At 35.5% G+C, this 23,727-nt stretch carries 22 protein-coding genes and 2 tRNA genes; 8 read left to right on the forward strand and 16 right to left on the reverse strand.

Going from position 1 to position 23,727, the window contains the following annotated elements:
- Positions 1-10 precede the first annotated feature (10 nt).
- Positions 11-541 carry a FixH family protein gene (locus AACK98_RS07100; RefSeq protein ID WP_339041059.1) on the reverse strand — a complete coding sequence of 177 codons (531 nt, stop codon included), beginning with the start codon at positions 539-541 and terminating at the stop codon, positions 11-13.
- Between the two features lie 74 nt (positions 542-615).
- On the opposite strand from AACK98_RS07100, the gene hflK reads away from it, so the two are divergent.
- The 4 genes from hflK (at position 616) to AACK98_RS07115 (ending at position 4,446) form a co-directional block, all read left to right on the forward strand.
- The gene (gene hflK, locus AACK98_RS07105) at positions 616-1,788 is read left to right on the forward strand and encodes an FtsH protease activity modulator HflK (RefSeq protein WP_339041061.1); all 1,173 of its coding nucleotides are present in this window, start codon (positions 616-618) and stop codon (positions 1,786-1,788) included.
- A 56-nt stretch (positions 1,789-1,844) separates the two neighbouring features.
- Positions 1,845-2,705 (forward strand): protease modulator HflC, encoded by an 861-nt coding sequence (hflC, locus tag AACK98_RS07110; protein ID WP_339041063.1) that lies wholly within the window; start codon positions 1,845-1,847, stop codon positions 2,703-2,705.
- Positions 2,706-3,171: 466 nt separating this feature from the next.
- Positions 3,172-3,306 carry a transposase gene (locus AACK98_RS08315; RefSeq protein WP_410519983.1) on the forward strand — a complete coding sequence of 45 codons (135 nt, stop codon included), beginning with the start codon at positions 3,172-3,174 and terminating at the stop codon, positions 3,304-3,306.
- Positions 3,307-3,575: 269 nt separating this feature from the next.
- Positions 3,576-4,446, forward strand: a protein-coding gene (locus AACK98_RS07115; protein WP_339041065.1) for an IS630 family transposase whose coding sequence is annotated in 2 segments (ribosomal slippage) — positions 3,576-3,899 and positions 3,901-4,446 — 870 coding nt in all. Because the reading frame shifts where the segments join, the coding sequence is not laid out codon by codon here.
- A 279-nt stretch (positions 4,447-4,725) separates the two neighbouring features.
- Here the strand turns inward: AACK98_RS07115 and rpoZ are convergent.
- From rpoZ to AACK98_RS07165, 10 genes are all read right to left on the reverse strand, one after another.
- Positions 4,726-4,968 (reverse strand): DNA-directed RNA polymerase subunit omega, encoded by a 243-nt coding sequence (gene rpoZ, locus AACK98_RS07120; protein ID WP_339041067.1) that lies wholly within the window; start codon positions 4,966-4,968, stop codon positions 4,726-4,728.
- A gap of 523 nt (positions 4,969-5,491) precedes the next feature.
- Positions 5,492-5,902: a 30S ribosomal protein S9 gene (gene rpsI, locus AACK98_RS07125; RefSeq protein WP_339042667.1), complete on the reverse strand. Its 411-nt coding sequence runs from the start codon at positions 5,900-5,902 to the stop codon at positions 5,492-5,494.
- A gap of 527 nt (positions 5,903-6,429) precedes the next feature.
- Complete coding sequence (rplM, locus tag AACK98_RS07130) at positions 6,430-6,894, reverse strand: 50S ribosomal protein L13 (protein WP_339041069.1); 465 nt, start codon at positions 6,892-6,894, stop codon at positions 6,430-6,432.
- Positions 6,895-6,996: 102 nt separating this feature from the next.
- Positions 6,997-7,073, reverse strand: a tRNA-Asp gene (locus AACK98_RS07135).
- Between the two features lie 40 nt (positions 7,074-7,113).
- Positions 7,114-7,189: transfer RNA gene (locus tag AACK98_RS07140), tRNA-Val, on the reverse strand.
- Positions 7,190-7,562: 373 nt separating this feature from the next.
- Complete coding sequence (locus AACK98_RS07145; RefSeq protein ID WP_339041071.1) at positions 7,563-8,081, reverse strand: thioredoxin family protein; 519 nt, start codon at positions 8,079-8,081, stop codon at positions 7,563-7,565.
- Between the two features lie 549 nt (positions 8,082-8,630).
- Positions 8,631-9,182, reverse strand: a complete 552-nt coding sequence (hslV, locus tag AACK98_RS07150) for an ATP-dependent protease subunit HslV (RefSeq protein WP_339041073.1) — start codon at positions 9,180-9,182, stop codon at positions 8,631-8,633.
- 170 nt (positions 9,183-9,352) lie between these two features.
- Positions 9,353-10,288, reverse strand: coding sequence for a bifunctional riboflavin kinase/FAD synthetase (locus tag AACK98_RS07155; protein WP_339041075.1), 936 nt, complete (start codon positions 10,286-10,288; stop codon positions 9,353-9,355).
- Positions 10,275-11,360: an LptF/LptG family permease gene (locus AACK98_RS07160; RefSeq protein ID WP_339041076.1), complete on the reverse strand. Its 1,086-nt coding sequence runs from the start codon at positions 11,358-11,360 to the stop codon at positions 10,275-10,277. The genes AACK98_RS07155 and AACK98_RS07160 overlap by 14 nt, the downstream gene beginning before the upstream one ends.
- 550 nt (positions 11,361-11,910) lie before the next feature.
- Positions 11,911-12,495: a 5-formyltetrahydrofolate cyclo-ligase gene (locus AACK98_RS07165; RefSeq protein WP_339041078.1), complete on the reverse strand. Its 585-nt coding sequence runs from the start codon at positions 12,493-12,495 to the stop codon at positions 11,911-11,913.
- A gap of 460 nt (positions 12,496-12,955) precedes the next feature.
- Between AACK98_RS07165 and cysS the strand changes: the two genes are divergently transcribed.
- Complete coding sequence (gene cysS / locus AACK98_RS07170; RefSeq protein ID WP_339041080.1) at positions 12,956-14,341, forward strand: cysteine--tRNA ligase; 1,386 nt, start codon at positions 12,956-12,958, stop codon at positions 14,339-14,341.
- Positions 14,342-14,978: 637 nt separating this feature from the next.
- Here cysS and AACK98_RS07175 read toward each other — a convergent pair.
- The 5 genes from AACK98_RS07175 to ileS all read right to left on the reverse strand — a co-directional run bounded on the left by AACK98_RS07175 (position 14,979) and on the right by ileS (position 22,223).
- Positions 14,979-16,046, reverse strand: coding sequence for an SAM-dependent methyltransferase (locus AACK98_RS07175; RefSeq protein ID WP_339041082.1), 1,068 nt, complete (start codon positions 16,044-16,046; stop codon positions 14,979-14,981).
- 538 nt (positions 16,047-16,584) lie between these two features.
- Positions 16,585-16,836 carry a hypothetical protein gene (locus tag AACK98_RS07180; RefSeq protein ID WP_339041084.1) on the reverse strand — a complete coding sequence of 84 codons (252 nt, stop codon included), beginning with the start codon at positions 16,834-16,836 and terminating at the stop codon, positions 16,585-16,587.
- A gap of 20 nt (positions 16,837-16,856) precedes the next feature.
- Entirely contained in the window at positions 16,857-17,492 is a 636-nt protein-coding gene (gmk, locus tag AACK98_RS07185) for a guanylate kinase (RefSeq protein WP_339041086.1), read from the reverse strand.
- 189 nt (positions 17,493-17,681) lie between these two features.
- A complete protein-coding gene (gshB, locus tag AACK98_RS07190; protein ID WP_339041088.1) occupies positions 17,682-18,740 on the reverse strand; it encodes a glutathione synthase in 1,059 nt (352 codons plus the stop codon).
- A 336-nt stretch (positions 18,741-19,076) separates the two neighbouring features.
- Positions 19,077-22,223 carry an isoleucine--tRNA ligase gene (gene ileS / locus AACK98_RS07195; protein WP_339041090.1) on the reverse strand — a complete coding sequence of 1,049 codons (3,147 nt, stop codon included), beginning with the start codon at positions 22,221-22,223 and terminating at the stop codon, positions 19,077-19,079.
- 753 nt (positions 22,224-22,976) lie between these two features.
- On the opposite strand from ileS, the gene AACK98_RS07200 reads away from it, so the two are divergent.
- From AACK98_RS07200 to AACK98_RS07210, 3 genes are read left to right on the forward strand one after another with little or no spacing between them, the layout of a single operon-like run.
- Positions 22,977-23,270, forward strand: coding sequence for a hypothetical protein (locus AACK98_RS07200; RefSeq protein WP_339041092.1), 294 nt, complete (start codon positions 22,977-22,979; stop codon positions 23,268-23,270).
- Complete coding sequence (locus tag AACK98_RS07205) at positions 23,228-23,392, forward strand: hypothetical protein (RefSeq protein WP_339040402.1); 165 nt, start codon at positions 23,228-23,230, stop codon at positions 23,390-23,392. The genes AACK98_RS07200 and AACK98_RS07205 overlap by 43 nt, the downstream gene beginning before the upstream one ends.
- Positions 23,355-23,633: an IS1 family transposase gene (locus AACK98_RS07210; RefSeq protein ID WP_339040346.1), complete on the forward strand. Its 279-nt coding sequence runs from the start codon at positions 23,355-23,357 to the stop codon at positions 23,631-23,633. Before AACK98_RS07205 ends, AACK98_RS07210 begins: the two co-directional genes overlap by 38 nt.
- Positions 23,634-23,727 lie beyond the last annotated feature (94 nt).

Consider the following 23,727-nt stretch of genomic DNA (forward strand, 5'->3'; position numbering starts at 1 on the left):
AAAGCAGATTTTATCTGTTAAATTGTGCTATAATACGCTTATCAGAGGAAAATTCAACCTCATAATTACAAATAGCATCTACATGGATATCCCATTGTCCAGGTAAAGGGAGCTTGAAACCTCCTACATACTGTTGATTCTTATGATCAAGTACTATAGTTTTATCATATTTAGCAGTGACAGGTCTCATTAGTATTGCTTTAGCATTGTTACATATAACATCCTTTCCTTCGCTATCTTTTAGAGTAAAAATGACGCTGACGAAAGATGCATTCTGTTGCACATCTATATTACCCTGCCATCCTAGTAATTCTTGTTTTTTTCTTGCTGCAATCAACTTGCTGTTATACTGCATTTGTTCACGTTTTGAGCCATCTATGACGACACCAGTGTCTGAAACTTTAGCTGTATACACAAGCAAAAATTCCATAAATGATAAAATTATAAAGAAGAAAATGAATCCAGCAAGAAGGTAGTGTTTTGCTTGCAACAAATGCGGCTTTTTGTCTAATTGCTCTATTTGTGCTGGATTTTTGATCATAACGCAATTATTGGCCTGGACATGGCGACATAAAAAATATATATATTACTATAGCATTTAATATGAAACACGCTATGAAAAACTTCACTACCGCATATCAATTTGAGAATCCTTGGGAAGGTGCTCCCAAGAAATCCAATCCACAAAAGGGCGCATCTCAAGAAGATCCTAGTAAAGAGCTAGAAGAGATGCTAAAAAAAGGCAGGACAAAAATAATGGATTTTTTGTCTTCAAAAAATGACTCTGGTGGGTTTCAATACGGCAGCAAACCTGGAGCAGCAGGCAAAAGTTGGGGCTGGTTCTTCTTCATCATCATATTGTTTGCTTTATTAGCATGGCTTTCTACAGGGTTTTATACCATAGATACTGATGAGCAAGGTGTGGTAATGAGGTTTGGTAGATACAACAGAATTTCCACTCCTGGTTTAAATTGGAAACTTCCTTCTCCTGTGGAAACTGTGGAGAAAGTGAGTGTGACCAGAATTAATAAAGAGGTAATAGGTTTTAAAGCTTCTCAAAACCAAAGAGCTCCGGCTCAAGAAGGTGCTGATGATTCAATAAGTATACCAAAAGAAAGTCAAATGTTGACTGGCGATGAAAATATAATGGATCTTCACTTTTCTGTGCAGTGGTATATAAAAGATCCAAGTCGTTACCTGTTTAATATAAGAGATGATATCGGAGAGAATACTATAAGAGTTGCGTCTGAAAGTGCTATGCGCCAGGTTGTTGGGCTTGCAAAAATATCTGAAGCTCTTTCAGAACAGAGGCAAGGGATAGAGCATAAGGCTAAGGCTGTACTGCAAGATATGTTGGATAGTTATAATTCTGGAATAGAGGTTGTGAGCTTAGGTATATTATATAGCTATGTAGCTCCAGAGGTTAGAGATGCATATAGAGATATTCAATCTGCTAAGGCTGATAAAGAGCGCGAGATAAATCAAGCGCAGGCTTATAAGAATGATATTATTCCGCGTGCTAGAGGTGGCGCTCAAGCTATAATACAGGAAGCGATGGCATATAAAGATAGTGTTGTCGCAAGAGCACAAGGAGAGGCAGAAAGATTTTCAGCCGTTGTTGCTCAATATCAGAAAGCAAAAGATGTGACGAGGAAAAACATGTATATAAATACAATGGAACAGGTTCTCAAGAACAAAGAGAAAGTAATTATAGATAAGAGAATCACAGGAAATGGGACAATTCCCGTGATTCCTATGAAAGACTTATTTGAAGTGAATAAGAACTAAAGGCTTCTCATATTGTAAGTGTGTTGTAAGAAAGAAACGATTGTATATATGTTTTTATGAAAAAACTTTATTTTGCTGGATTTATAGTTGTTGCGGTAATTATGGTTCTATCTAGTTCACTCTATGTACTGGATCAGCGTGAGTATGCATTAGTCTTACAATTTGGTGATGTAGTCAGCGAGGAGAAAGAGCCGGGACTCAAGATAAAGATACCTTTGATACAAAATGTAGTGTTCTTTGATAATAGAATTCAACATTTAACTTTTAGTCCTGGTGAGTCTAGTGAGGTTATGGCTCTTGATCAAAAAACTATGAAGCTTGACGCTTTTGCTAAGTATAGGATAGTTGACCCGCTAAAATTTTACCAATCTACTCAAAATGAGCAGAGATTCAAGATGAGGATTGGTGCAATAATGGAATCTAGCATAAGAGAAGTTATAGGTACTTTTTTGTTTATAGATGTACTTGGTACTCATAGGAATGATATTACCAAAAAAGTGACTGAGCTTGTGAATAGTCATGCTGTAAATTTCGGCGTTGAGATTATAGATGTTCGAATAGTGCGAGTGAATCTTCCGGATAAGGCTAAGAATGCTGTTTATGAGCGTATGAGAACAGAACGTCAAAAAGAAGCTGCTGAGATCAGAGCGCAAGGGGCTGAGGAAGCTCAGGTTATAAAAGCAGGAGCAGATAGAGATAGAACTGTAATTCTTGCAGAGGCTAATAAATCTGCTGAGATTTTGAAAGGTCAAGGTGAAGCAGAAGCGATTCGCATATTTTCCAATTCCTTTGGGCAGGATCCTGAATTCTTTGGTTTCTCTAGGTCACTTGAAGCTTATAAAAATGCGTTCCTAGATGCGAATACAAAGTTTATACTATCGTCAGATAGCGAGTTTGCTAAATATTTTACCCAGTGAAGTACTTACACTTCTTATTTACACTTATTTAGACAATTCTGCTGTTCCGAAAGTACAGCAGAAAAAATGACAAAACTGCCAACAATCTTATGGATTTTGTTAAGTAGTATTTGCTAAGTAGTACGCGCGCCAGAAGTCTCAGAAGAGGTATAAAATGAGCCTCGAGTGTCAAAATAGTATTTTAAATCCGTAAGAAAATGTTATAAAAGACCCAAAAAACCTTACGGATTTGTATTATATGCCATCGGAAGAAGTGAAAATTAATAACACTCAAAGTAGAATATTTGAGGAGAGATTATCTGATAGTTTGAATCCACAACATAAGTTATATAAATTAAGATCGAAAGTTGATTGTTGTGGTCTTTTAGGAGCGAATTTTTGATAAAGTTTCTGCGAAACGATATGGTAGAAGCCGTAAAGACCGTCGTGTTATGCTATAGTTGTTTATGCTGTAAAGCCATTTCAAATGCCTCTGATTGTTATACCGAGGAGTGGCCTTCAGGAAAATGCATATTGGCAGTATTTTTGTGGATATGACTATTTCAAAAATGACATGATTGTATCTGAAAGTTGCATAAGAAGATTTCGTCAAGATCTGTGAGAATCTGGTTGTCGTGAGATATTAAAGGAGGTGGTCAGAATAGGCTGTAGGATTGGCACAGTTAAAAAAAGATTTGGCAGCCATGATTATTGACACGACAGTTCAGCCAAAGCATATAAAACATCCACATGATTGTCATATAATGGAAAAAGGGCTAGGTTTCAGATAGTTGAGCTTGCAATGCTATGTATAGCATAAGTGATAAAGGTACTGACAAAAGTTAGGAATCAAGATATAAAAAGTGAGTATGAAATAAAAAGCATAAAATTATGGCAAGAGCATATCCAATAGAACTTAGGGTAAGAGTAATAGAAGCATTAGAAAATGGTGCAAGAATCACTAAAGTGAGTAAACTATTTAGAGTGAGTCGTGATACTATCTATAAGTGGAAAATTCTGCAAGATAAGCACGGTTCTTTGAAAGCAGCAAGTGGTTATCAAAAAGGTCACAGTCATAAGATCAAAAATCTAGAAGATTTTAAAGAATTTTTTGAATTAAATATTGCTATGACATCAAAAGAACTAGCAAAGAAGTGGTGTAATATATCACCTACAACGATCTTACAGGCGATAAAAAAACTTGGTTATAGCTATAAAAAAAACTCATCTTCATCCGAAAAGAGATATTCCGTTAAGACATGAATTTATTGAAAAGATAAAAACCATCACAAGAGATAAAATAGTATATCTTGATGAATCTGGAATAGAAGATAATGCTTGTAAAGGATATGGTTGTAGTATTTTAGGAGAAAGGTGCTATGGGGAAAAGGTGTATCAACATAAAACTAGAATAAGTATGATAGCTGGTCTTTGTAATTGTAATCTTATTGCTCCCGTAATATTTGAGGGTAATTGCAATAAAGAGGTCTTTGAAGCTTATATTAGGGAGATGTTAATTAAAGAATTAAAACCTGGACAAACTGTTGTTATGGATAACATTAACTTCCATAAGAATCCTAAAGTGAAAGAGTTAATTGAATCTGTGGGTTGTTACATATTATTTTTACCAACTTACTCTCCTGATTTAAATCCTATAGAGCATTACTGGTTTAAGATAAAAAATGAAATTAGAAAAACTATAGATTTATTTGGTACTTTTTATGATGCTGTTTTTAATACAATTAAATTGTCAGCACCTTAGTAACTTATGCTATATTTCAAAAGCTACAATGTATACTTTTGGCGGATGGACTAGATAATTGGCCCTATGCTGTAAATGCTACCTTCACAAAATTCGTAAGTTCGTAAGTTTTTTGTGCTTATTATAACATTTTCTTATGGATTTAAAGCGCTATTTTGACACTCTAAACATTATTTTATGCCGCTCCTGAGATTTTTGGTGCGCATACTATGAAGGCAGTCACACCTTGTGATTTTTTAATTACTTTTCTCAGTGAATGGAGAATGCACTGGTATATTGTTATCGTTCTGCTTTAGTATGGTCAATTTGAAAATGCTTTGCTACCGCAGATCTCAAAGAATCAATTGAAACAACGCCAGCTGCTATCTCTCTTAACGCTATAACAGCAGGTTTATCATTGTCTTTTGGCAATAGTGCAGCGCAGCCAAGAGCAATTTCCTTAGCTCTTCTTGCAGCTAAAACGACCAATTCAAATCTGTTTGGCACCTTCTTAACACAATCTTCTATAGTAACTCTTGCCATAACAAATAATATATACTTAAAGTTAGCAAAAAAGTTGATAAGCGACACACAACACTAATACATTAACCTGCTGTACTTTCGCAAAATTAAAGCTTAAACAAGTTTCAAAATCAATATATCAATAAGCTAGAATACTAGCTCATCCGCACTTTATAGCGTTATTTCAAACGCTTGTGTCAACAAGCAAAGCTTCAAAATTGGCGTTGTCACAGTGTTTCCTATATATTTTATATACACACCCTGGCGTAGAAATTAACTAGTACTTTAAGTACTATTAACAGTGCTATATAAATAGCATTCTTCCTAGCTCTTTTTACAGTATAAATTTGTTCGTACATAATAAATACAAACCACTCATTTATTAGAGTCATATACATTATGCTAAACTAAACAGGAAGCAACAAATCCTATTATGATACTATATACTAAGAACTTTTAACAAAACTCCACTATCACAGCAATACTTACAACATTAAAACAGCATAATAAACGGCTCAAAAAGCTGAGAGAGGAGAGAAATGTACTAGCGTTTAGAGAACTGGAAGCGTTTTCTTGCTTTTTTACGACCAGGTTTCTTACGTTCAACTGTCCTACTATCTCTAGTTAAAAGACCAGCAGAGCTGAGAGTTGAGTGCAAATTTGGATCTGCAACATCAAGTGCTCTTGTTATTCCATGCATGATTGCGCCAGCCTGTCCTGAAGTGCCGCCACCTTTAACTGTGCAGAACACATCATACTGTCCAGATGTATTAGTAATTGCAAAAGGCTGATTGATTATAACACGCAAAACCGGCCTCACAAAATACTCTTCTAGTGGTTTACCGTTCACAACTATGCTGCCGCTCCCACGTTTTAACCACACTCTGGCAGAGGATTCTTTCCTACGACCAGTAGCATATAGCCTTTCGCTACCTTTATTTTTTTCAAGCACCATATTAAACAAAATCTACTATTACAAACTAAATAATCAGCTAAAAAGACATATAAACATAAGAGCGTATCACAAGTAACTTACGATAGCATCTTATTTTATAATAAATTCTCTTTAAACACTAAGTAAACAACAGCACGGTTATAAAACCCACTTAGATAAGTGCTAGTGCACAAACTAAATTCTTTCTAACCATCTATAGTCGTGATACTTTTCAAAATTTGCGTCTATAGATCACGTGTTTGTATGAATTATATACATAACACTCGCGTTCTTCCTCGCTCTTTTTCAAGCCTAACTTTGTATATGCACAAGTTAAATAACAACTCTTCATTTACAAGAGTTGGACACTTGCACAAAAAAGCCTTATCACAAACAAACTATTCAAAATCCAGCAACTCCAGCTTATAACAATTGACAACAGTATTCAAAAGGTATGCTATAAGCTCTTGCTCCGCCACTAAAGCTAGTACTGGTGACAACTCTTATAGTTTATAGCAAACAAACCGCAGCAATAAGGGTACGTAATGTTAATTTGCACTGACTTTTACCTTATGCTCCTGTGGTTGCTGACCAGCATGTGGATGACTTACTCCAGGATACACATAAAGGTTCCCCATCTGCTTGTGTGCCAACGGGCTATCCTTAGGAAGCATCCTCTCAACAGCTTTTTTAAATAATCTCTCAGGAAACTTGCCAGATAATATGTCGCCAAATGAACGTTCTTTGATACCACCTGGATATCCAGTATGCCAGAAAAATTTGCTTTGCTCGAGTTTTTTGCCAGTAACCTTTACTTCTTTTGCGTTGACGACTATTACGTTATCACCACAATCAATATGCGGTGTAAAAGTAGCTTTATGCTTCCCACGCAGAATCATCGCAACACGTGCTGCAACACGCCCTAAAGGCATTCCAGAAACATCAATAATAAACCAATTCTTCTTAACATCTTTAGGCTTGATATTGAAAGTACCTGCAGTATAAGAAGGCATAAATCCTCGTAAAAATAACTAAACATACTATATTCTACAAACTGAAATACACAAGATTCACCTTCAGCATAGCAGAACACCACAATCGCTATAATTAAAACATGGCGGGGATGACGGGGCTCGAACCCGCGACCTCCGGCGTGACAGGCCAGCACTCTAACCAACTGAGCTACATCCCCCAATAATGGCCAGTACTCAAGGTACCAGATGCCAAAAAACTGGTGGGCGATGACAGGCTCGAACTGCCGACCCTCTCGGTGTAAACGAGATGCTCTACCAACTGAGCTAATCGCCCTATATGCCACCTAAGAAACTAAGCGCGCATGTAAGATATATAATAATTCCACAGATATTGCAAGCACTTAGCAAAAAGCTAGAAAATATTTCTTAGACTTTATGATAAAACTAGGTAAAGTGCTACGCAGAAGTAATACATCACACTGTTATTTCGCAAGAAAATACATAACAAATTAGACATATATACTAAAGATCTCTAATATTATGGCGTGTGTTCGCTATACTTAAAAATTGGCGTCTTAAAAATACTACTTAATTAGTCGTCTGTGTAACAACTCTAAGAAACTGAGGATTAATTTTGGTTTCAAGCAATTATGATGAACTGAAAGTCAACAAGTTTAACCGCAAGTTAACAACTGTTACATATCATTCTAATGGTTCCGTGAGTCACTTCGTATATGCAACACTGCATTATAAAGCGAATTAACGTCATAATTTCCGCTTGCGAGTAATTTCCCATTATAAGCTATCACAATGTAAGGGATTGAACCATTGTAGTTCACATCTAATTCTTTAAATGCAGTTATGATATCTCTTGATGAACTAAAATCGAGAGCAGATATGTATAGACTTCTAGCATCAATACTTCCTACATATTGCTCTAACTTATCAAGATCATGATCTATACTTAAAGCGATGATCTTAGCCTCTTTTCCTTCAGCAAATTTTTCATGAAGATTGGTTAGATCTGGCATACTCCTCTTGCAAACTCCACACCATGAAGTGAATACAAAAAGGATTTTTACTTGTGCATCATCAGCATATAATTCATTCTTCAACTCTTGACTTGTTATCTTACTGATATTCCCACTTGCCAACGCAGTCTGGAATTGAGCGATAACCGATAATAAAAGCGCAATAACAGCAATAAACCGAGTCTTTCTATTCATTCTCACAGTACTTTAATAGTTCACTTTAAAAAGTTACAACAGATCAATTTTGTAATTTATTTGAGCATATAGCAATGAAAGAATAGCTGAATAGAAAAATTTTTTTTAAGCTTTTTGAAGCGTGTATATTATAATAGGAGTATGTCCGGAACCCAGAGTTAATGTATTTTGGCTGCTTTTTTTCAAACCTGACCCGGTGAATACAAAAGACCTGCCTCCAGATCACACTCCCAAGATGCCTTCTAACATATATAAGACTGAGGTACAAGTAGTATATAAAGATAAAATTCTCAAAAATTTTAGATGTTTAGAGATATACTCCTCATACTGCAATAATTGGCGTAGTTAAAATACTCCTTATTTTCACGCGAGTTGCAAATTATTTTATAATTGGCAACTTGTCTAAATATATCTTGTTATTTGTGGGATTTGGTATTAGTAGCCGCCTTCCTATGCACTTTGCTAGCAGTGTCATATGTAAGGTATCAACCAATAACTATAACATTGAAACTCTATCTCTTTCTACTTAAGGTTTGTCATCTTTATTTATCACCATTCTATTTTCTCTAAGCTGATATTATTGTTCGTATATATACACATGGAGGCTGCTATACTGATCGCTTTTTTTGCTATCTGCTCTGCATCTAAGTCTGTATTTTCTGATAATGCTTTAGCAGCAGCCAAAGCATAATTTCCACCTGATCCTATAGCTGCGATCCTACTTTCAGGCTCTATAATATCTCCCTGACCAGATATGATAAAAGTATATTCTGAATCAGCAACTATCATCATTGCTTCCAGTCTTCTTAGATATTTATCAAGTCGCCAATCCTTTGCTAATTCAACAGCGGCTTTTTTTAATTGTGATGGATGTCCAAGTAACTTCTTTTCTAATCTATCAAAAAGTGTGAAGGCATCCGATGTTGCTCCAGCAAAACCAGCTAATACTCTATTTTTATCTAGTTTGCGTAATTTATTTGCCGTAGATTTAAAAACTGTATTGCCAAGTGTCACTTGTCCATCTCCTGCGATTGCTAAAGACCGCTCAGACCTGACACAAACAATTGTTGTAGCATGAAGTTGTAATTGTGTATTATGCATATTTTCCTCTATATTATTTAGTCGCTTGCGTCATAATTTTTGAAGCGTAGGGCCGCTTCCAAGCTACTTTTTGTGCATCTAACTTTCCGCAAAAATTTATTTGCGCAAGCAAATCGATTTTTAACGGACAAACTCTTTACGAGAAGTGCGCCAGAGTCACTTTGAATTTGTTATAATCGGAATAGTCCCTTTGCTGTACGAATATCGAATAATATCTGATCTTTTAAGAGAGATAAGCTACTAAACTTTCTTTCAGGTCGCATAAAATCTAAAAATTCAACAACAACATCTGCGCCATATATGCTGCGATCAAAATCAAATATATGTACCTCTAGTATTGGCGATTGATCAAGGTTAAAAGAAGGTCTAAGTCCTATATTTGCAACTCCATTATACAAGATTCCTTCTACATTAATACTCACCTGATATACTCCATACCTAGGATATATTATCCCTTCATCTAGATTTATATTTGCAGTTCTAAAACTTAGCTTAGTACCAGTTCCTCTTCCTTTCACCACTTTTCCTTTTACAGAATACCTGCGTCCTAATAGATCAGAGACTATATTGACCGCTCCACACTGCAAGAATTTGCGTATATTAGATGATGAAACTTCATGATACTGTCTATATATTTTGTTAATGCACAAATATTTGAATCTCATATCGTATGAGATGTTATGTAGCATCCTAGAGTTACCTTGCTTGTTATGTCCAAAGTGAAAATTATACCCTGAAACTATGTGTGATGCATTCAAAGTTTTTACCAAGATCTCACTAATAAAATCTTTTGCACTCATTAAAGAAAATTCTGTAGTAAATGGAATGGTGAGTACACTGACATTCCCTATACTTTCAAGTAACTTCTTTTTATATGAATATTCAGTAATTAACTTTAACCCTAAATCTGGGCGTAATATACAAGATGGGTGTGGTTTAAAGGTTACAACTAAGATCTCTCTACCTAAATCTCTTGAGATACTAATGCAATTTTTAAGAATCTCTTGGTGAGCAAGATGCACACCATCAAAGTTCCCAATTGCTACTATACGCTGATTATCTAAAGTAGTATTTAGCAGCTTTTTGTCTATTTCATGTAAATTCATAGTGCAAAATACAATAATAACTAAACATTGCTGCAATTATTATAGGAGCGATAACAGCAGCTATTACTGGAATAGAATTAGTCATTGCAATAGCAGAAAAAAAATCGACCATAAAATATATGACAAAACATATAAAGATTATAGATAGCGTCAGCAAAGAAGATCTCCTGAATCTTGGTAACACTGAGCAGAAGCCATAGCCAAGAAACATCATCGCAATACACATAAGTGGCGAAAATAAAAGATGTGCAAGATATAGCCGATATTTTACACTAGAAAAACCAGATTCATTCGCAAATGTTATAAAATCGTATAACCTAAGGATAGTCATCGTCTCTGGAAGCATCAGGTTATCGGTTATTTGTTCAAGTCTTACTCGTATTGGTACAGCAAAAGTGTCGTGATAATGAGTGCTGTAACTAGCATCTGTAATAACTGCATTATAAGCAAGCACGCTGCTATCTAACACTTCAACATTGCTAGCGTCTAGACGCTTCAAGAATTTTCCATTTTCATCAAAGTAATATATTTCGACATCATACATTTCATTTGTAGGGACAGATACCTTTTGACTATGTACCATAACATATTCATTTGTCATTTGATATTTAAACCAAAGTCCAGACTGTGAAACTGAAACTAAGCTGTCATTATTTTTCATAAATTTTGCTTCATAGTACTGATATCTTTCGAGTAGAGAAGCGCTAAGTTGATGCAAAAATACAATATGTAATATGCTAAATAAAATCACAATGAACATAGCAGGAAGAGTGATTTGAATGCTTGTGAGTCCAGATGCTCTCATTGCGGCCATTTCACCGCGCCCTCCTAATTTTCTGTATAGTAAAATCGTCCCTACTAAAATAACAAATGGTAACACTTTCTGTACGCGACTGTAATTCTTCATTAAACACATACCGAGCACATCACAAATTGTTATGTCTGTATTATATGTAATTCTCGCGAGCTCTAGTATATCAAAAAAAAGCACTAGCCCAGCGAAGGCAAATGCTATAAACAGAACAGAAAGAAAATATTGCCTCGCAATATATTTATAAAGAATAAAATGCACAGATTAAGTTTGCAAAATACTGTTGTTTTTAGGTTACACATAGTCTTTTGATAAGCTTTGTATACCAGTCATACTTTTCAAAATTGGCGCTTCTTAAAGGCCGTTCATTAGACCTCTTGCATAACTTGTTCCAAACTGTGATTTGATTGTCACTAAAACATGAAAACACCCACGTAGATCATTGTTTGGTGACGTTTTGCAAAAATCTACTCTATAAGAATTTCTACCTCAGAATGAGGTTATGCAAGAGGTCTATTGTGTATTGATTATACACTGTTCCACAAATTTTTCTTAGCTCTTTTTGATGTCTAACTTCGTAGTCACCTTGATCATAACTCTAGGAAGCTGAGGATTTATATTGGCCTGCAAGTGTATGGTAAATATATATATATCCAAAAATTAGCACGGGGCCAGGTCGGCATTGTTGCATAATGCCATTCCGCACTGCGCTAATTTTTGCACATTTGACTTCTCCACAAAAATTTATTTGCATCGCAAATCAATTTTTGGCGGATAGACTAATTATTTTATAGTTGGCAACTCACAATTTTTAAAGCATTTTGATTATTTCTTTTTCTGTAATCACAAAGTGTAACTTCGCATCATCTTCTGATGCGTCAATCAAACCTAACTCTTGCATAGAAAAAGCGCAGCCAATGCGTATTGCTGAAACATTTTCTGCTGTTTTCAATGTTCTATCGTAATAACCCATTCCATATCCAATTCTGTTGCCTCGTCGGTCGAATCCAAGGAGTGGAATCAATATTATTCCTGGTCTAATTGGATTTGAAGTATCTACTGGTTCTGGGAATCCAAATTTAGGATGCAACCTTGTAGACTCACCAAACGACCATCTTGCAAACTGCATCACATCACTAGTATCTATATATGGTAAAGCGATTTGATAGCCTTGAGATTCAGCGTAGGATAGAGCAGGTAATACATTTATTTCGCTTTTGATAGGATAGAATCCAGAAATTATTTTCCTATCGTCATAAACATACCACTCAAGAAATCGAATAAATTTATTAACAAATTTCATGCAGGCATCCTGTCTGTACCGCAGATCAGTGCCGTTGCGTAATAGTTGTAAATTTGCTCTAATTGTTTTTTTATTTTCGTATCCTCTTTGCATTTTAGCCTATAATCATAAAGAGAAAAAAGAATTTAGAAAAATTGACAAAAGCAGTTCAAAAGATATAACGCTCAGCACAGCTCATCTGAACAAACTTGAATTGATATATTTAGATCATGAAATTGAGAATTTCTTATTGAAACGCAAAAAAATCGCGATCTTCATAACATTTTTGAATATACCAACATTCTTTGAGTAGTAACATAATTCTCTTCCGAACAACTTCAAGCAATGTTATGTGGACTACTGTATTAACTAATTGTTATCATACACGTATATTCATATACTCATAAAGTATTATGAATGCACATTATACACAAAAACTAATTACTTCTCAGAGGGAAATTCTGCTGCAGTAATTGTTAATAGCACTATTTATATATTTATTTAGTTGATTTTATTACAAAGATATTTAGTATCTGTTACCAAAGTTATGTGGTAGCTCCTCATCCATAGTTTTATGCCTAAGTTAAAATATGAAAAAAACATTGCTTTCACAACGTCAACTAATGGTGTGAAAGAAAGATTTATTCCAATAGATCCAAATTGTATCAAGATGTATGTGTGTGGTCCTACAGTTTATGATAGACCACATCTTGGCAATGCTAGATCATGTGTAGTATATGATGTACTATATAGAACTTTACTTCAGATATATCCAAAAGTCTTGTACGTTAGAAATATTACTGATGTTGATGACAAAATAATCAACATCGCAAAAGAAAATAACGAGAGTATTCACTCTATCACAAGTCGTGTCACAAAGTTTTTTCATGAAGATATGTTAGCTCTGAACTGTATGCTTCCAAGCGTTGAGCCAAGAGCTACAGAAAATATAGATGCTATGATAGAGATCATTGAGCGTCTCTTGAGTTTAGGTTTTGCATATACATCGGATAATCACGTTTTGTTTAATGTGGCGAAATTTCCAGATTATGGAGCATTGTCTAAGAGAAATTTGTCGGAAATGATAGAAGGAGCAAGAATAGAGGTTGCTTCTTATAAGAAAAATCCTACTGATTTTATTCTTTGGAAGCCTGCGGCTATAGAAGAGGCCTGGTGCAGTTTTGATAGTCCTTGGGGGCTTGGAAGGCCTGGGTGGCATATAGAATGTTCTGCAATGAGTATGAAGTATCTTGGTCAAAGCTTTGATATTCATGGTGGCGGTGTAGATTTAATATTCCCACATCATGAAAACGAAGTTGCACAAAGCAGATGTTATTCAAATGATGTATCATTTGCAAAATACTGGATACATAATGGCTTTTTGACTATAAATGGTGAAAAAATGAGCAAAAGCCTTGGGAATTTTAAAACTGTACGAGATGTTTTAGATGATGGAATAGATGGTACAACGCTTAGATATTTCTATCTAACGACACAATATAGAAAACCTCAAGATTTTAATGAAAAAGCTCTTTATGATTCTAAAAAAGCTTTAGAAAAATTTTTTTCTGCCGTAAGAGATATAACAAGTGAAGTGATAGAGGAAAACACTGATTTATCTATATCAAATGCGATGGGATTTCTATGTGACGACTTAAATACCCCAGCTTTGTTGTCTTATATGCATAAGATAGCAGCCAGCGCTCTTAAAGGTAATGAACAGCACAAAATAGAGTTGAAAAAGATTTGCGACATAATCGGGTTAGATTTTTCCGCAAAATTACTAGCAAAAGAATATAAGATCGAAGATGATATTCATTTAATAGCAGAAGAACGAGTAAAAGCAAAATTGGAAAAAAATTGGGTAGAAGCTGATCTGCTGAGAGCTAAAATAGAAAGATTAGGATATAGTGTGATAGATACCAATAATGGTTATAGATTAGAAAAAAACAGAAAGTAGAATTATCTATCCGCCAAAAATTTATTTGCATAGCAAATCAATTTTTGTGGAGAAGTCAAATGTGCAAAAATTAGCCCAGGACTTGGCAGCATTGTTGCATAATGCATAGTGCATATCTTGAGTTTATCTGCCATTGAAATACCAGCTTTGTTAGTTCCTTAGCCGATCTATTTAACGCGAGTTGCCAATTAAAATTGAGCATTTATCATGCCTTGAGGTATGATATAGCACTAGAAGGTTTATTGTCTTGCAACTGATAAGTGATTAAATAATTCTTCATTCCAGGTTTAGATTTGCAATTATTAATTGCGTGCAATTTGCAATATAGATCTTGCATAACATCATCGACAAAACAGTACATTGCAGTAAAATCCTTTTTCATAGGTTATTTTTATGTGTTAAAAAAATTTAAAATAACCTATAATCCCCTAAAAATCTACCATGCAATCAATCAGTTAATTGGCAACTCGCGCTAGTTAGCTGTGAGTTATATTGATAGGCGCACGCATTTAGAAATATTAGTGATAAAAAAGAGCTGCATTATGAATAAATTTAAGCATGCGCTTACCTAAGCTGCGCAAAATGTTATATTTATGCGCCGCACTTTACACTTTTGCAGCAAATAAATCAATGCTCTTCAATCATTTGCAATATTCACTTCGAGAATTTTGAAATGATCGCCCATTTTATCTCTTGCTATCAGAAGTTCTGCGTGTTTTTTTAATTGCTTTTTTTGTTCCAAAGAAAATTTAGGATTTTTTAGAAAATATTCAAGGCGCTCTAATATTCCATGTTGAATTAGAAAATTACGCTGCGTATCCAAATTACAAATAAAAGAACTTTTACGAAACACGCTCTGCAACGCTTGAAAGTTTACAAGGCTTGTAATGTCAGACTCCCCAATATTACAGAGAAAATCATTCTTAGAATGTCCTTTTAGTGATTGTATTGTACTAAGCCCAGGCGAGTTGGTGTATCCATAATCTATTATTAAACCTGAGCCTCCGGCACTTTTTAAGACAGCTGATATCTCCCCGGCGTATAGCAAAGCTGTAGGCGAATATTCAAATACAGCCCCTTCTTTGAACTTGTTAATTCTATCAAAATTTTCAAGTACAGTCGGTGCAAGGCGCGCAAGAGATAGCTTGTCATCTTTAAGTGTGACAACGACTTCACTGAATCTAGATTGCCCATCATACACAAATTGTTTTATGGGCAATGCATCAAAAAATTCATTCGCAATGAGAATTGTAAAGTTACCTTGAGTCGAGTTTAAATCTGCTAATCTTAACTCCTTCATCCATTTGATGCTTAAGTTTTGATAACCTTTTAGACTCATGCTTTGCTTACCTGCTAGCAATTCACTATTTTCTACTAGTAGCACTTGCCTTATTGATTCATGAAATCCTGGCACATGAGAGGTAGAGCGAAGCAAATCCTGCATAAGATAACCATCACCAGGCCCAAGCTCTATTAGATTCAGCGTTCTACTTCCAGAATCTAACCACTTCTTTACACACCAAATCGCGATAGTCTCCCCAAAAAGCTGAGTACTGGAAGGGGCAGTGATAAAATCACCATGCTCTCCAATTGAATTACAAAATTGGTAGTAGTGCTCTGATGCTAAATACAAAAAGTAATCAAGAGTGACATAGCCATTATACAGCATCTCATCTCTTATGATGCTATCAAGACTCCTTTTCATAAGAGAGGTCCGAAATAAAAACTATTGATCCTGAAGAATAGGTGGTATTTCTAGAGGGCTTTCTTCTACGATTCCTCGTCCTTTGCAAGCAGAGATAGATAGTAGCAGAGCCGTTAAGGAAACCGCAAATAACACGCTAGATATTTTTCTTTTTTTCATAAGTAAACAACACTAATAAGTCTATCCATAAAAAATTAAGTTGCTGCGCAAATAAATTTTTGCGGAAAGTTAAATGTACAAACATTAGCTTAAAGACGCAGCCCTGAGTTAATTTTCGAATATAATAGCAACTCCCACAATTTAGCTTCGTCTTTTTTAAATTTAAGCGCGCATGGCCGCTATACTTCTAGGACAGCTAAACTCAAATCTCATCTTAAATTTTCTAAAAAATAAGCAGCAAATATATGCTGTTATTTAGGAGAGTTGCTATAATTTGTCCTGTACTCAACAAATACTACTTAACAAAATCCATAAGGTTTTTGGCAATTTTGCCACTTTTTCCGTAGGACTTTCAGCACGTCTCGCATTATTATACTCATCAATAGCAACCTTTCGATGGTATTCCATATGATTTGGGTAACCACCAAATTCCATATTCCTTATTTATTTCATCGACAAATTTGCCTGTGATTGGGTTATATTGACTAGCTGGAAGTGCAGATAATGGCAAACTGTCTAGTGAGCTGCTCTGTTCAGAAGCAGTAAATTCATTATGACCACAAGCAGCAACAAACAGTACACAAGTTATATATGCAAATACACACAATATTCTTTTCTTCATCATATTCATATATGAAATATCTATTATTATCAAACTTCAGGCTTACTTAGAAGCCCTCCAACAAATTTAGCAAGACCAAGACGCCTTTCTTTTTTTAGCCTCTCAGCTCTAAGTATAGCATATAACTTATCAACACTATACTCTATATTTCTGTTGATGATTGTATAATCATACTCGTTCCAATGACTAATTTCGGTATCAGCCATTGCCATCCTATATTTTACCATCTCTTCACCATCATTCCTCTTATTTAGTCTTGATAGTAATTCTTCTCTAGATGGCGGTAAAATAAATACACTACTAACATCATTTCTGGTGGTTGCAATTAAAGAACGATGCCCCTGCCAGTCTACCTCAAATAACACGTCCTCTCCTCGACTCAAATAATCCTCCACAGCACTACGCGGAGTTCCATAAAGTTCTCCAAAAACTTCTGCATACTCTAAGAATTCACCAGCTTCAATCATCTTACGAAAATTATCTATATCAGTGAAGTAGTAATCCACACCATGCTGCTCACCAGCACGCATCTTCCTGGTAGTAATAGAGATAGAAAGATGCAAATGTTTATCACATTCAAGTAGCTTCTTAGCGAGAGTAGTTTTTCCAGCACCAGATGGAGCAGATAACAAAAAAATCAAGCCTCTGCGCTTAATTCTTGGCATAATATTTACAACTATATTTGTGGTTTAAATAACATTTCTAGATTCAACTATAGCTAAAACCTGTGTAAATGGGTGCGACAAATGAGCATTTTAGAATAAATTTTTATTCGTTTAGGACCTGAAATATCACTATATTTCAGGCGAAAAGCTAATAAAATTTGTCTAAAAGACGAAGCTTAGTATGCTAATTTATACACGCTCTAGCTGGGCACTGCCTATAACGTAATCATTCTGCAAACGTTTCTCTATAGCATCCACCAGCAAATCCTGAACTCTAGCCCCATATATTTCATTAAACACAGTCAGTGTGGAAGGGGATGTGATGTTAACCTCTATCAAATACTCATCAATCATATCAACACACGCTAATAATATATTGTGCTGGGTAAAGGTCTCAGATAGCAGATCCGCCAACACTTGTTCACGCGCACTAATGTGCGTTACAACATTCTTTGCGCCATGAGATATATTTGTTCTAAAATCTCCGATCGCAGGGATTCTTCCCAAAGCCCCAACAAGCTTTCCATCTACAAAAATGAGTCTTTTATCTTTGCTATATACTTCTTGCAAAAAGCGCTGCGCTACCACCCAATTATGTTTGTTAAAATAAGAGTCTAATATAAATTCTAAATTGCTGTCGTCAATAGTTAATTTTATTACATCACGTCCACCATAATAGCCAAAAGGCTTTAAGATTATTTGCTTATGTTCACTTAAGAATAGCGCAGCATCATCTTTATTCTGCGTCATTAATGAGGGTGGCAGCAAATCATGGAATAAAAACGGAAAAAACTTTTCAGGATAGTTACGAATTGCGCTCGGATCATTGGAGACAATCGTACGTCCTTTTAGTAGATCCAATATATACGTATTGTTTATATAATTTATATCAAAAGGCGGATTCTGCCTAATCAAAACCGCAACAACATCTTCCAAATTCAAAGTTTCCTCTGAAACCAAGTTGAACTTCTTGCTATCATGAGTGGAAGATCTAACGAATGTTCCATACGCTATAACTTCAGTTCCCCAAAGTGAAAGATTTTTAGGTTCATAGAAAAATATGCTATATCCTCTAGATTCAAAAGCTTTCGCTATTAAGGTTGTGCTATCTGTCTCCAAGACGAAAGTAGACAGCGGATCTGCCTGCACTGCTATAATTCTTTTTTTACTCTTCTTTTTTATATCCATTATTATATCTTCCCTATAGATCGCTATTTTGATTTGAGAAAAATTTTTAATACGCGCCAAAAGTCTCAAAACAAGCATGAAATGGTGCCCTGAGTGTCAAAATAGCGCTTTTAATCCGTAAGGAAATGTTATAAAAGACCCAAAAACCTTACGGATTTTATGCAAATAGTGTTTGCTTAGGCACTGGACCAATTAATATATCCAAAAATTATTGCATGGCTGCTTCCTGAGCTAATTTTTGCACATTTCACTTCTCCACAAAAATTGATTTGCTATGCAAATCAATTTTTGGCGGATGGACTTTTAAGAGAAAAGCACATAGCTATATTATATACCGCAGGTAAATGAAGAGCTGGTATTTAATTATGTATAGCTAAAGTGCTATCAAATAAGTATCTAAAGCAGATTTAACACTATTGGTTTGTCATTTATTTCTATAATACTACCATTTTCCTCCAGAGATTTAACAAATAGCATACTATCACTTAAAGTTTGCTCTTTTATGTATTTAGACCAAGCCTCAATTGAATCGATTATATTTTGAGAGCTAGTAAAAAATTGTACAGTAATACGATCAGTAACTTTTAAATTTCTGTCTTTTCTTGCCTGCTGCACAACTCTTATAAAATCTCTAGCAATTCCCTCTTGCTCCAACTCTTTTGTTATATTGGTATCTAACAATACCAAAGCATTACTGTTTGAAAGGGCAACAACATTTTTTGTCCACTCTGGTTTTGGCTCAAGTTTAAGCTCAAACTCTTCTTGTTTTAGAATTTCACCACTGATTTCGACAAAATTATCTTTTATTCTCCATTCTGAATTTTTACTTGCTTTGATTATAGACTGAACCTTCCCTGGCAGTCTTTTCCCAATGCTTGCAAGATTCAGCTTCAATTTAAAATCTGCGTATTTAGATATTTCATCTTCTGCTAGATTTTCCCAACTTTTCACGTTTATTTCATCTAGAATTAGTTGCTTTAGTTCTTCACCAAATAGCGTACTGGAAACTCCTATAAATGTCACTTTTGCTAGAGGCTGTCTTATTCTAATTCCAAGATCATTCCTGATATGTAGGGCTGCGTTACATGCATCCCTCACTTTTTCCATATCATTAATCAGCTGATAGTCTATTTTTGATTCATCAATAATTGGAAATTTTTGTAAGTGCAGGCTAGTTTTATCTTCCGCATTTAAATTGCAGTAAATCTCTTCTGTCACCATCGGTAAAAGTGGCGCTATCGCAAGACAAAAATGCGTCAAAATGGTGTATAAAGTGTTATAAGCAGATATCTTGTCATCATCCTTCTCAAATCTCCAGAACCTGGATCTTGAACGTCTTATATACCAATTATTTAGAGCTTCTAAAAATCTCTCAGCAGCAGCACATGCGGAAACTGTGTCATATTTATCCATGGAAGATTTTATTGTAGAAAGCGTTTGCTGACATTTTGCAATGATATATCTATCCAATAAATTTTCACTAGCAATGCTTGTGGAAGCTATAATTTTATCTATGTTTGCGTATAGAACAAAGAAATTGTATGCATTCCAAAGTGGCTTTATTACCAACCTAATAACCTCTTTTATGCTTGCTGCTTCCTGATCTATTAAAAGTTCATGTCCCCTCATTACAGAGGAAGATGCCATAAACCAGCGCATTGCGTCAGCACCGAGAGTTTCAAATACATCTATTGGATCTGCATAGTTCTTGAGTCTTTTAGAGAGTTTTTGTCCGTCCCCACCTAATATTACACCGTGGCAAATACAGTTTAAAAACGGCGGTCTATCAAAAAGTGCTGTTGAAAGAACCATCAGCGTATAGAACCAGCCCCTAGTCTGCGCAACATATTCAACTATAAAATCAGCTGGTGCGTGTGTATTAAACCATTCCTGATTTTCAAACGGATAATGCACTTGTGCAAATGGCATTGAGCCGCTTTCGAACCAACAATCTAAGACTTCTGGCATTCTTCTTAGTTTCGATTTTCCTGTTGGGTCACTTGGGTTTGCTTTCACTAAAGAGTCAATAAACGGCCTATGCAGATCTTCTATTTTCACACCAAAAGCTTCCTCAAGCTGTGCTATTGAGCCATATACCTCAATATGAGGATATTTCGGATCATCACTCTGCCAAATTGGAATTGGACAGCCAAAATATCTGTTTCGTGAAATGGACCAGTCCCTGGCATTTTCAAGCCACTTTCCAAAAAGTCCATCTTTAATATGCTCTGGAATCCAGTTAATCTTCTGATTATTTTCAATCATCTGTTCTTTAAGTGCTGTAACCTTTATATACCAGGAAGGAACAGCTTTATAAATCAATGGAGTATCTGTTCTCCAGCAATGCGGATAATTGTGAAGATATTGCTCTGTTTTTATCCATAAATTTTTCTTCTTTAGTGCAATTATTATAGGATCGTTTGCTTCAAATACTTGCATGCCCAAATAATCTATTACTGGAAATATAAATTTCCCAGCGCTGTCCACAGGGCATACTATCTCTATATGGTTTTCTTTGCAAAGCGCTTGATCATCTTCTCCAAACCCTGGTGCAACATGTACTATTCCAGTTCCATCTTCTGTTGTGACAAAGTCAGCCGCAAGCGATACAAATGCATTTGTGCGATCTTTAAAATAGTCAAAAAGCGGTTCATAATGAATTCCAATTAAGTCGCTGCCTTTGCACTTTTTTACTATATTATCACCTAGTTCATTGGCATACTTAGACATCAATGCTTCTGCTATAATATAGAGCGCTCCTTCTTTTTCTAGAATGACATAATCTATATCTGCTCCAAGCGCGATTGCTAAATTTGATGGAAGAGTCCAGGGCGTGGTTGTCCAAACAACGAAGTAACAATTCTGGTCATTTTTACAAATTGCCTTAATGGCATCTTTTATCTTAAATAAAACAGTAACTGCTTTACTTTCTTTTCTTCTATAAGAATTATCCATTCTTGTCTCAAAATCAGAGACTGGCGTTTGGCATGCCCAAGAATAAGGCATTACTCGCATTGCCTGGTATATCAAGCCTTTTTCATATAGAGTTTTAAAAGCCCAAATGACACTTTCCATATAGGGCATTTCCATAGTCTTGTAGTCATTTGCGAAATCCACCCAACGCGCCTGCCGCTCCACATATGCTTCCCACTCTTTCGTATATCTCATTACAGAAGTTCTACAGTGAGCGTTGAACTGATCTATCCCGTATTCCTCTATGGCAAGCTTACCAGATATTCCAAGCTCTTTTTCTGAGGCCATTTCAGCTGGAAGGCCATGACAATCCCACCCGAATCTACGTTCTACACGCTCTCCAAGCATAGTATGATATCTTGCGAATATATCCTTGATAAAGCCTGTCAGAAGATGTCCATAGTGAGGTAGGCCGTTTGCAAAAGGTGGACCGTCATAAAAAACATATTCTTTGTCTCCCACAACAGATCTTTCAAAAGATTTTTCCTTTCGCCATTTATCTAAAATTTTCTTTTCTATATCTGAAAAATTTGGATTTGGGTCTACTTGTTTATAAGTTGTTTGTGACATATTATTCGTTAATTGTTTATCTTCTTTGTGCAGGTTCTTTTAAGAACTGTATTTAGTCCTTCCGCCAAAAAATTCATTTAGGAGCGGAAGGCAGTTCCTACTACGCTAATTTTGCATAAAGTTAAATGTATAAAAATTAGCTAAAAATCGCGGCCTTTTGCTAATTTTTGAAATACAATTTTATGATTTTGCGATGCCGGCAGTTGCATATTATAGACTATAGTCACTGCTACTACTTGCATTTCTAAAATACGGATTCTATATATTTGTCAATTCTATATCAAGTGCATCTTGCAATATAAGTAGTCTATCCGCCAAAAGTTGCGTAGGAGGCGCCTTCTTGCGCCTAAATAAATTTTTGACAGATAGATTATAAATAGTACGCGCGCAAAAAGTCTCGGAACAAGCATGAAATGCTGCCCGGAGTGTCTTTCAATCCGTAAGAAAATGTTATAATAAGCGCAAAAACCTTACGGATTTTATGAACGTAGTGTTTTTAGGCACTGGATCAATTATAAAAAAATTAGCGCAGGGCCAAATCATGTGCTAATTTTTGTGGAATGGACTAAATAAATATACAAACACACTGAACTTCTGGGCTGTACTGCTTTACTGTTCAACGAACAGTAAAGAGTTTTCACGATTAGATAGAAGTATGATATGATCACTTTTTTAAAAACTAAAGAGTGGTTTTATGGTTTGTTGTAAGGGATGTTGCTCTGATATCTTTGTAAAGAATGGCATTGTGAGGGGGTGTACAGCGTTATAAGTGCAGATCATGTTCTAAATTTTGTTGAGGGCGATCTGGGCAAGAAGCCTCAAACAGCTGTTAAGAAAGCATTATGCGTTATGCTATATAGTCTTGGTAATGGCTCTTTTTCTATGTTAGGCAAGATATTATGGCATTCGCCGTCCATAATTTATCGCTGGGTAGTAGAGGTGATGGGCAAGACTCAGGAGCCAGTTGTCTCTTCGGATATTATGGAGATGGAATTCGACGAGATGTGGCATTTTATTGGTTCAAAAAAACAAGCTTTGGATCATTAAGGCAGTTGATCGTAGTACAAGGAGAACAGTTGCCTGGGTTACAGGCAATCGTGATACTGCAACATTCCAAAAGCTCTACAAAAAGTGAGTCATCTGAAAGAATGTCATTTTTATACGGATGATTGGGATGCTTTTTCTAAAATTTTACCCAAAGAGCGTCATACAATTGGAAAGTCTGGCACAGTATGTATCGAGAGAGATAATAGCAACACGCGACATCATTTATGCCGAATGACACGGCGCACTAAAATCGTTTCTAAAAAAGAGTCAATGGTATACGGATCCATCAAGCTTTGGTGCGCTCTTACTATTACACAAATATTCAAACAATATCAAGAACAGCTCTTATCTATCTTTATGTGAAAACTCTCAAGTATCTTTATTTCTTTAATATTATATTCCATTTTTGTTCCAAAGAAAGCTTTCTTTTGTTTGTAGTGTGTTGAGTTGGTTGCGA

The organism is Candidatus Lariskella endosymbiont of Hedychridium roseum (assembly GCF_964020185.1).
Classification (GTDB): domain Bacteria; phylum Pseudomonadota; class Alphaproteobacteria; order Rickettsiales; family Midichloriaceae; genus Lariskella.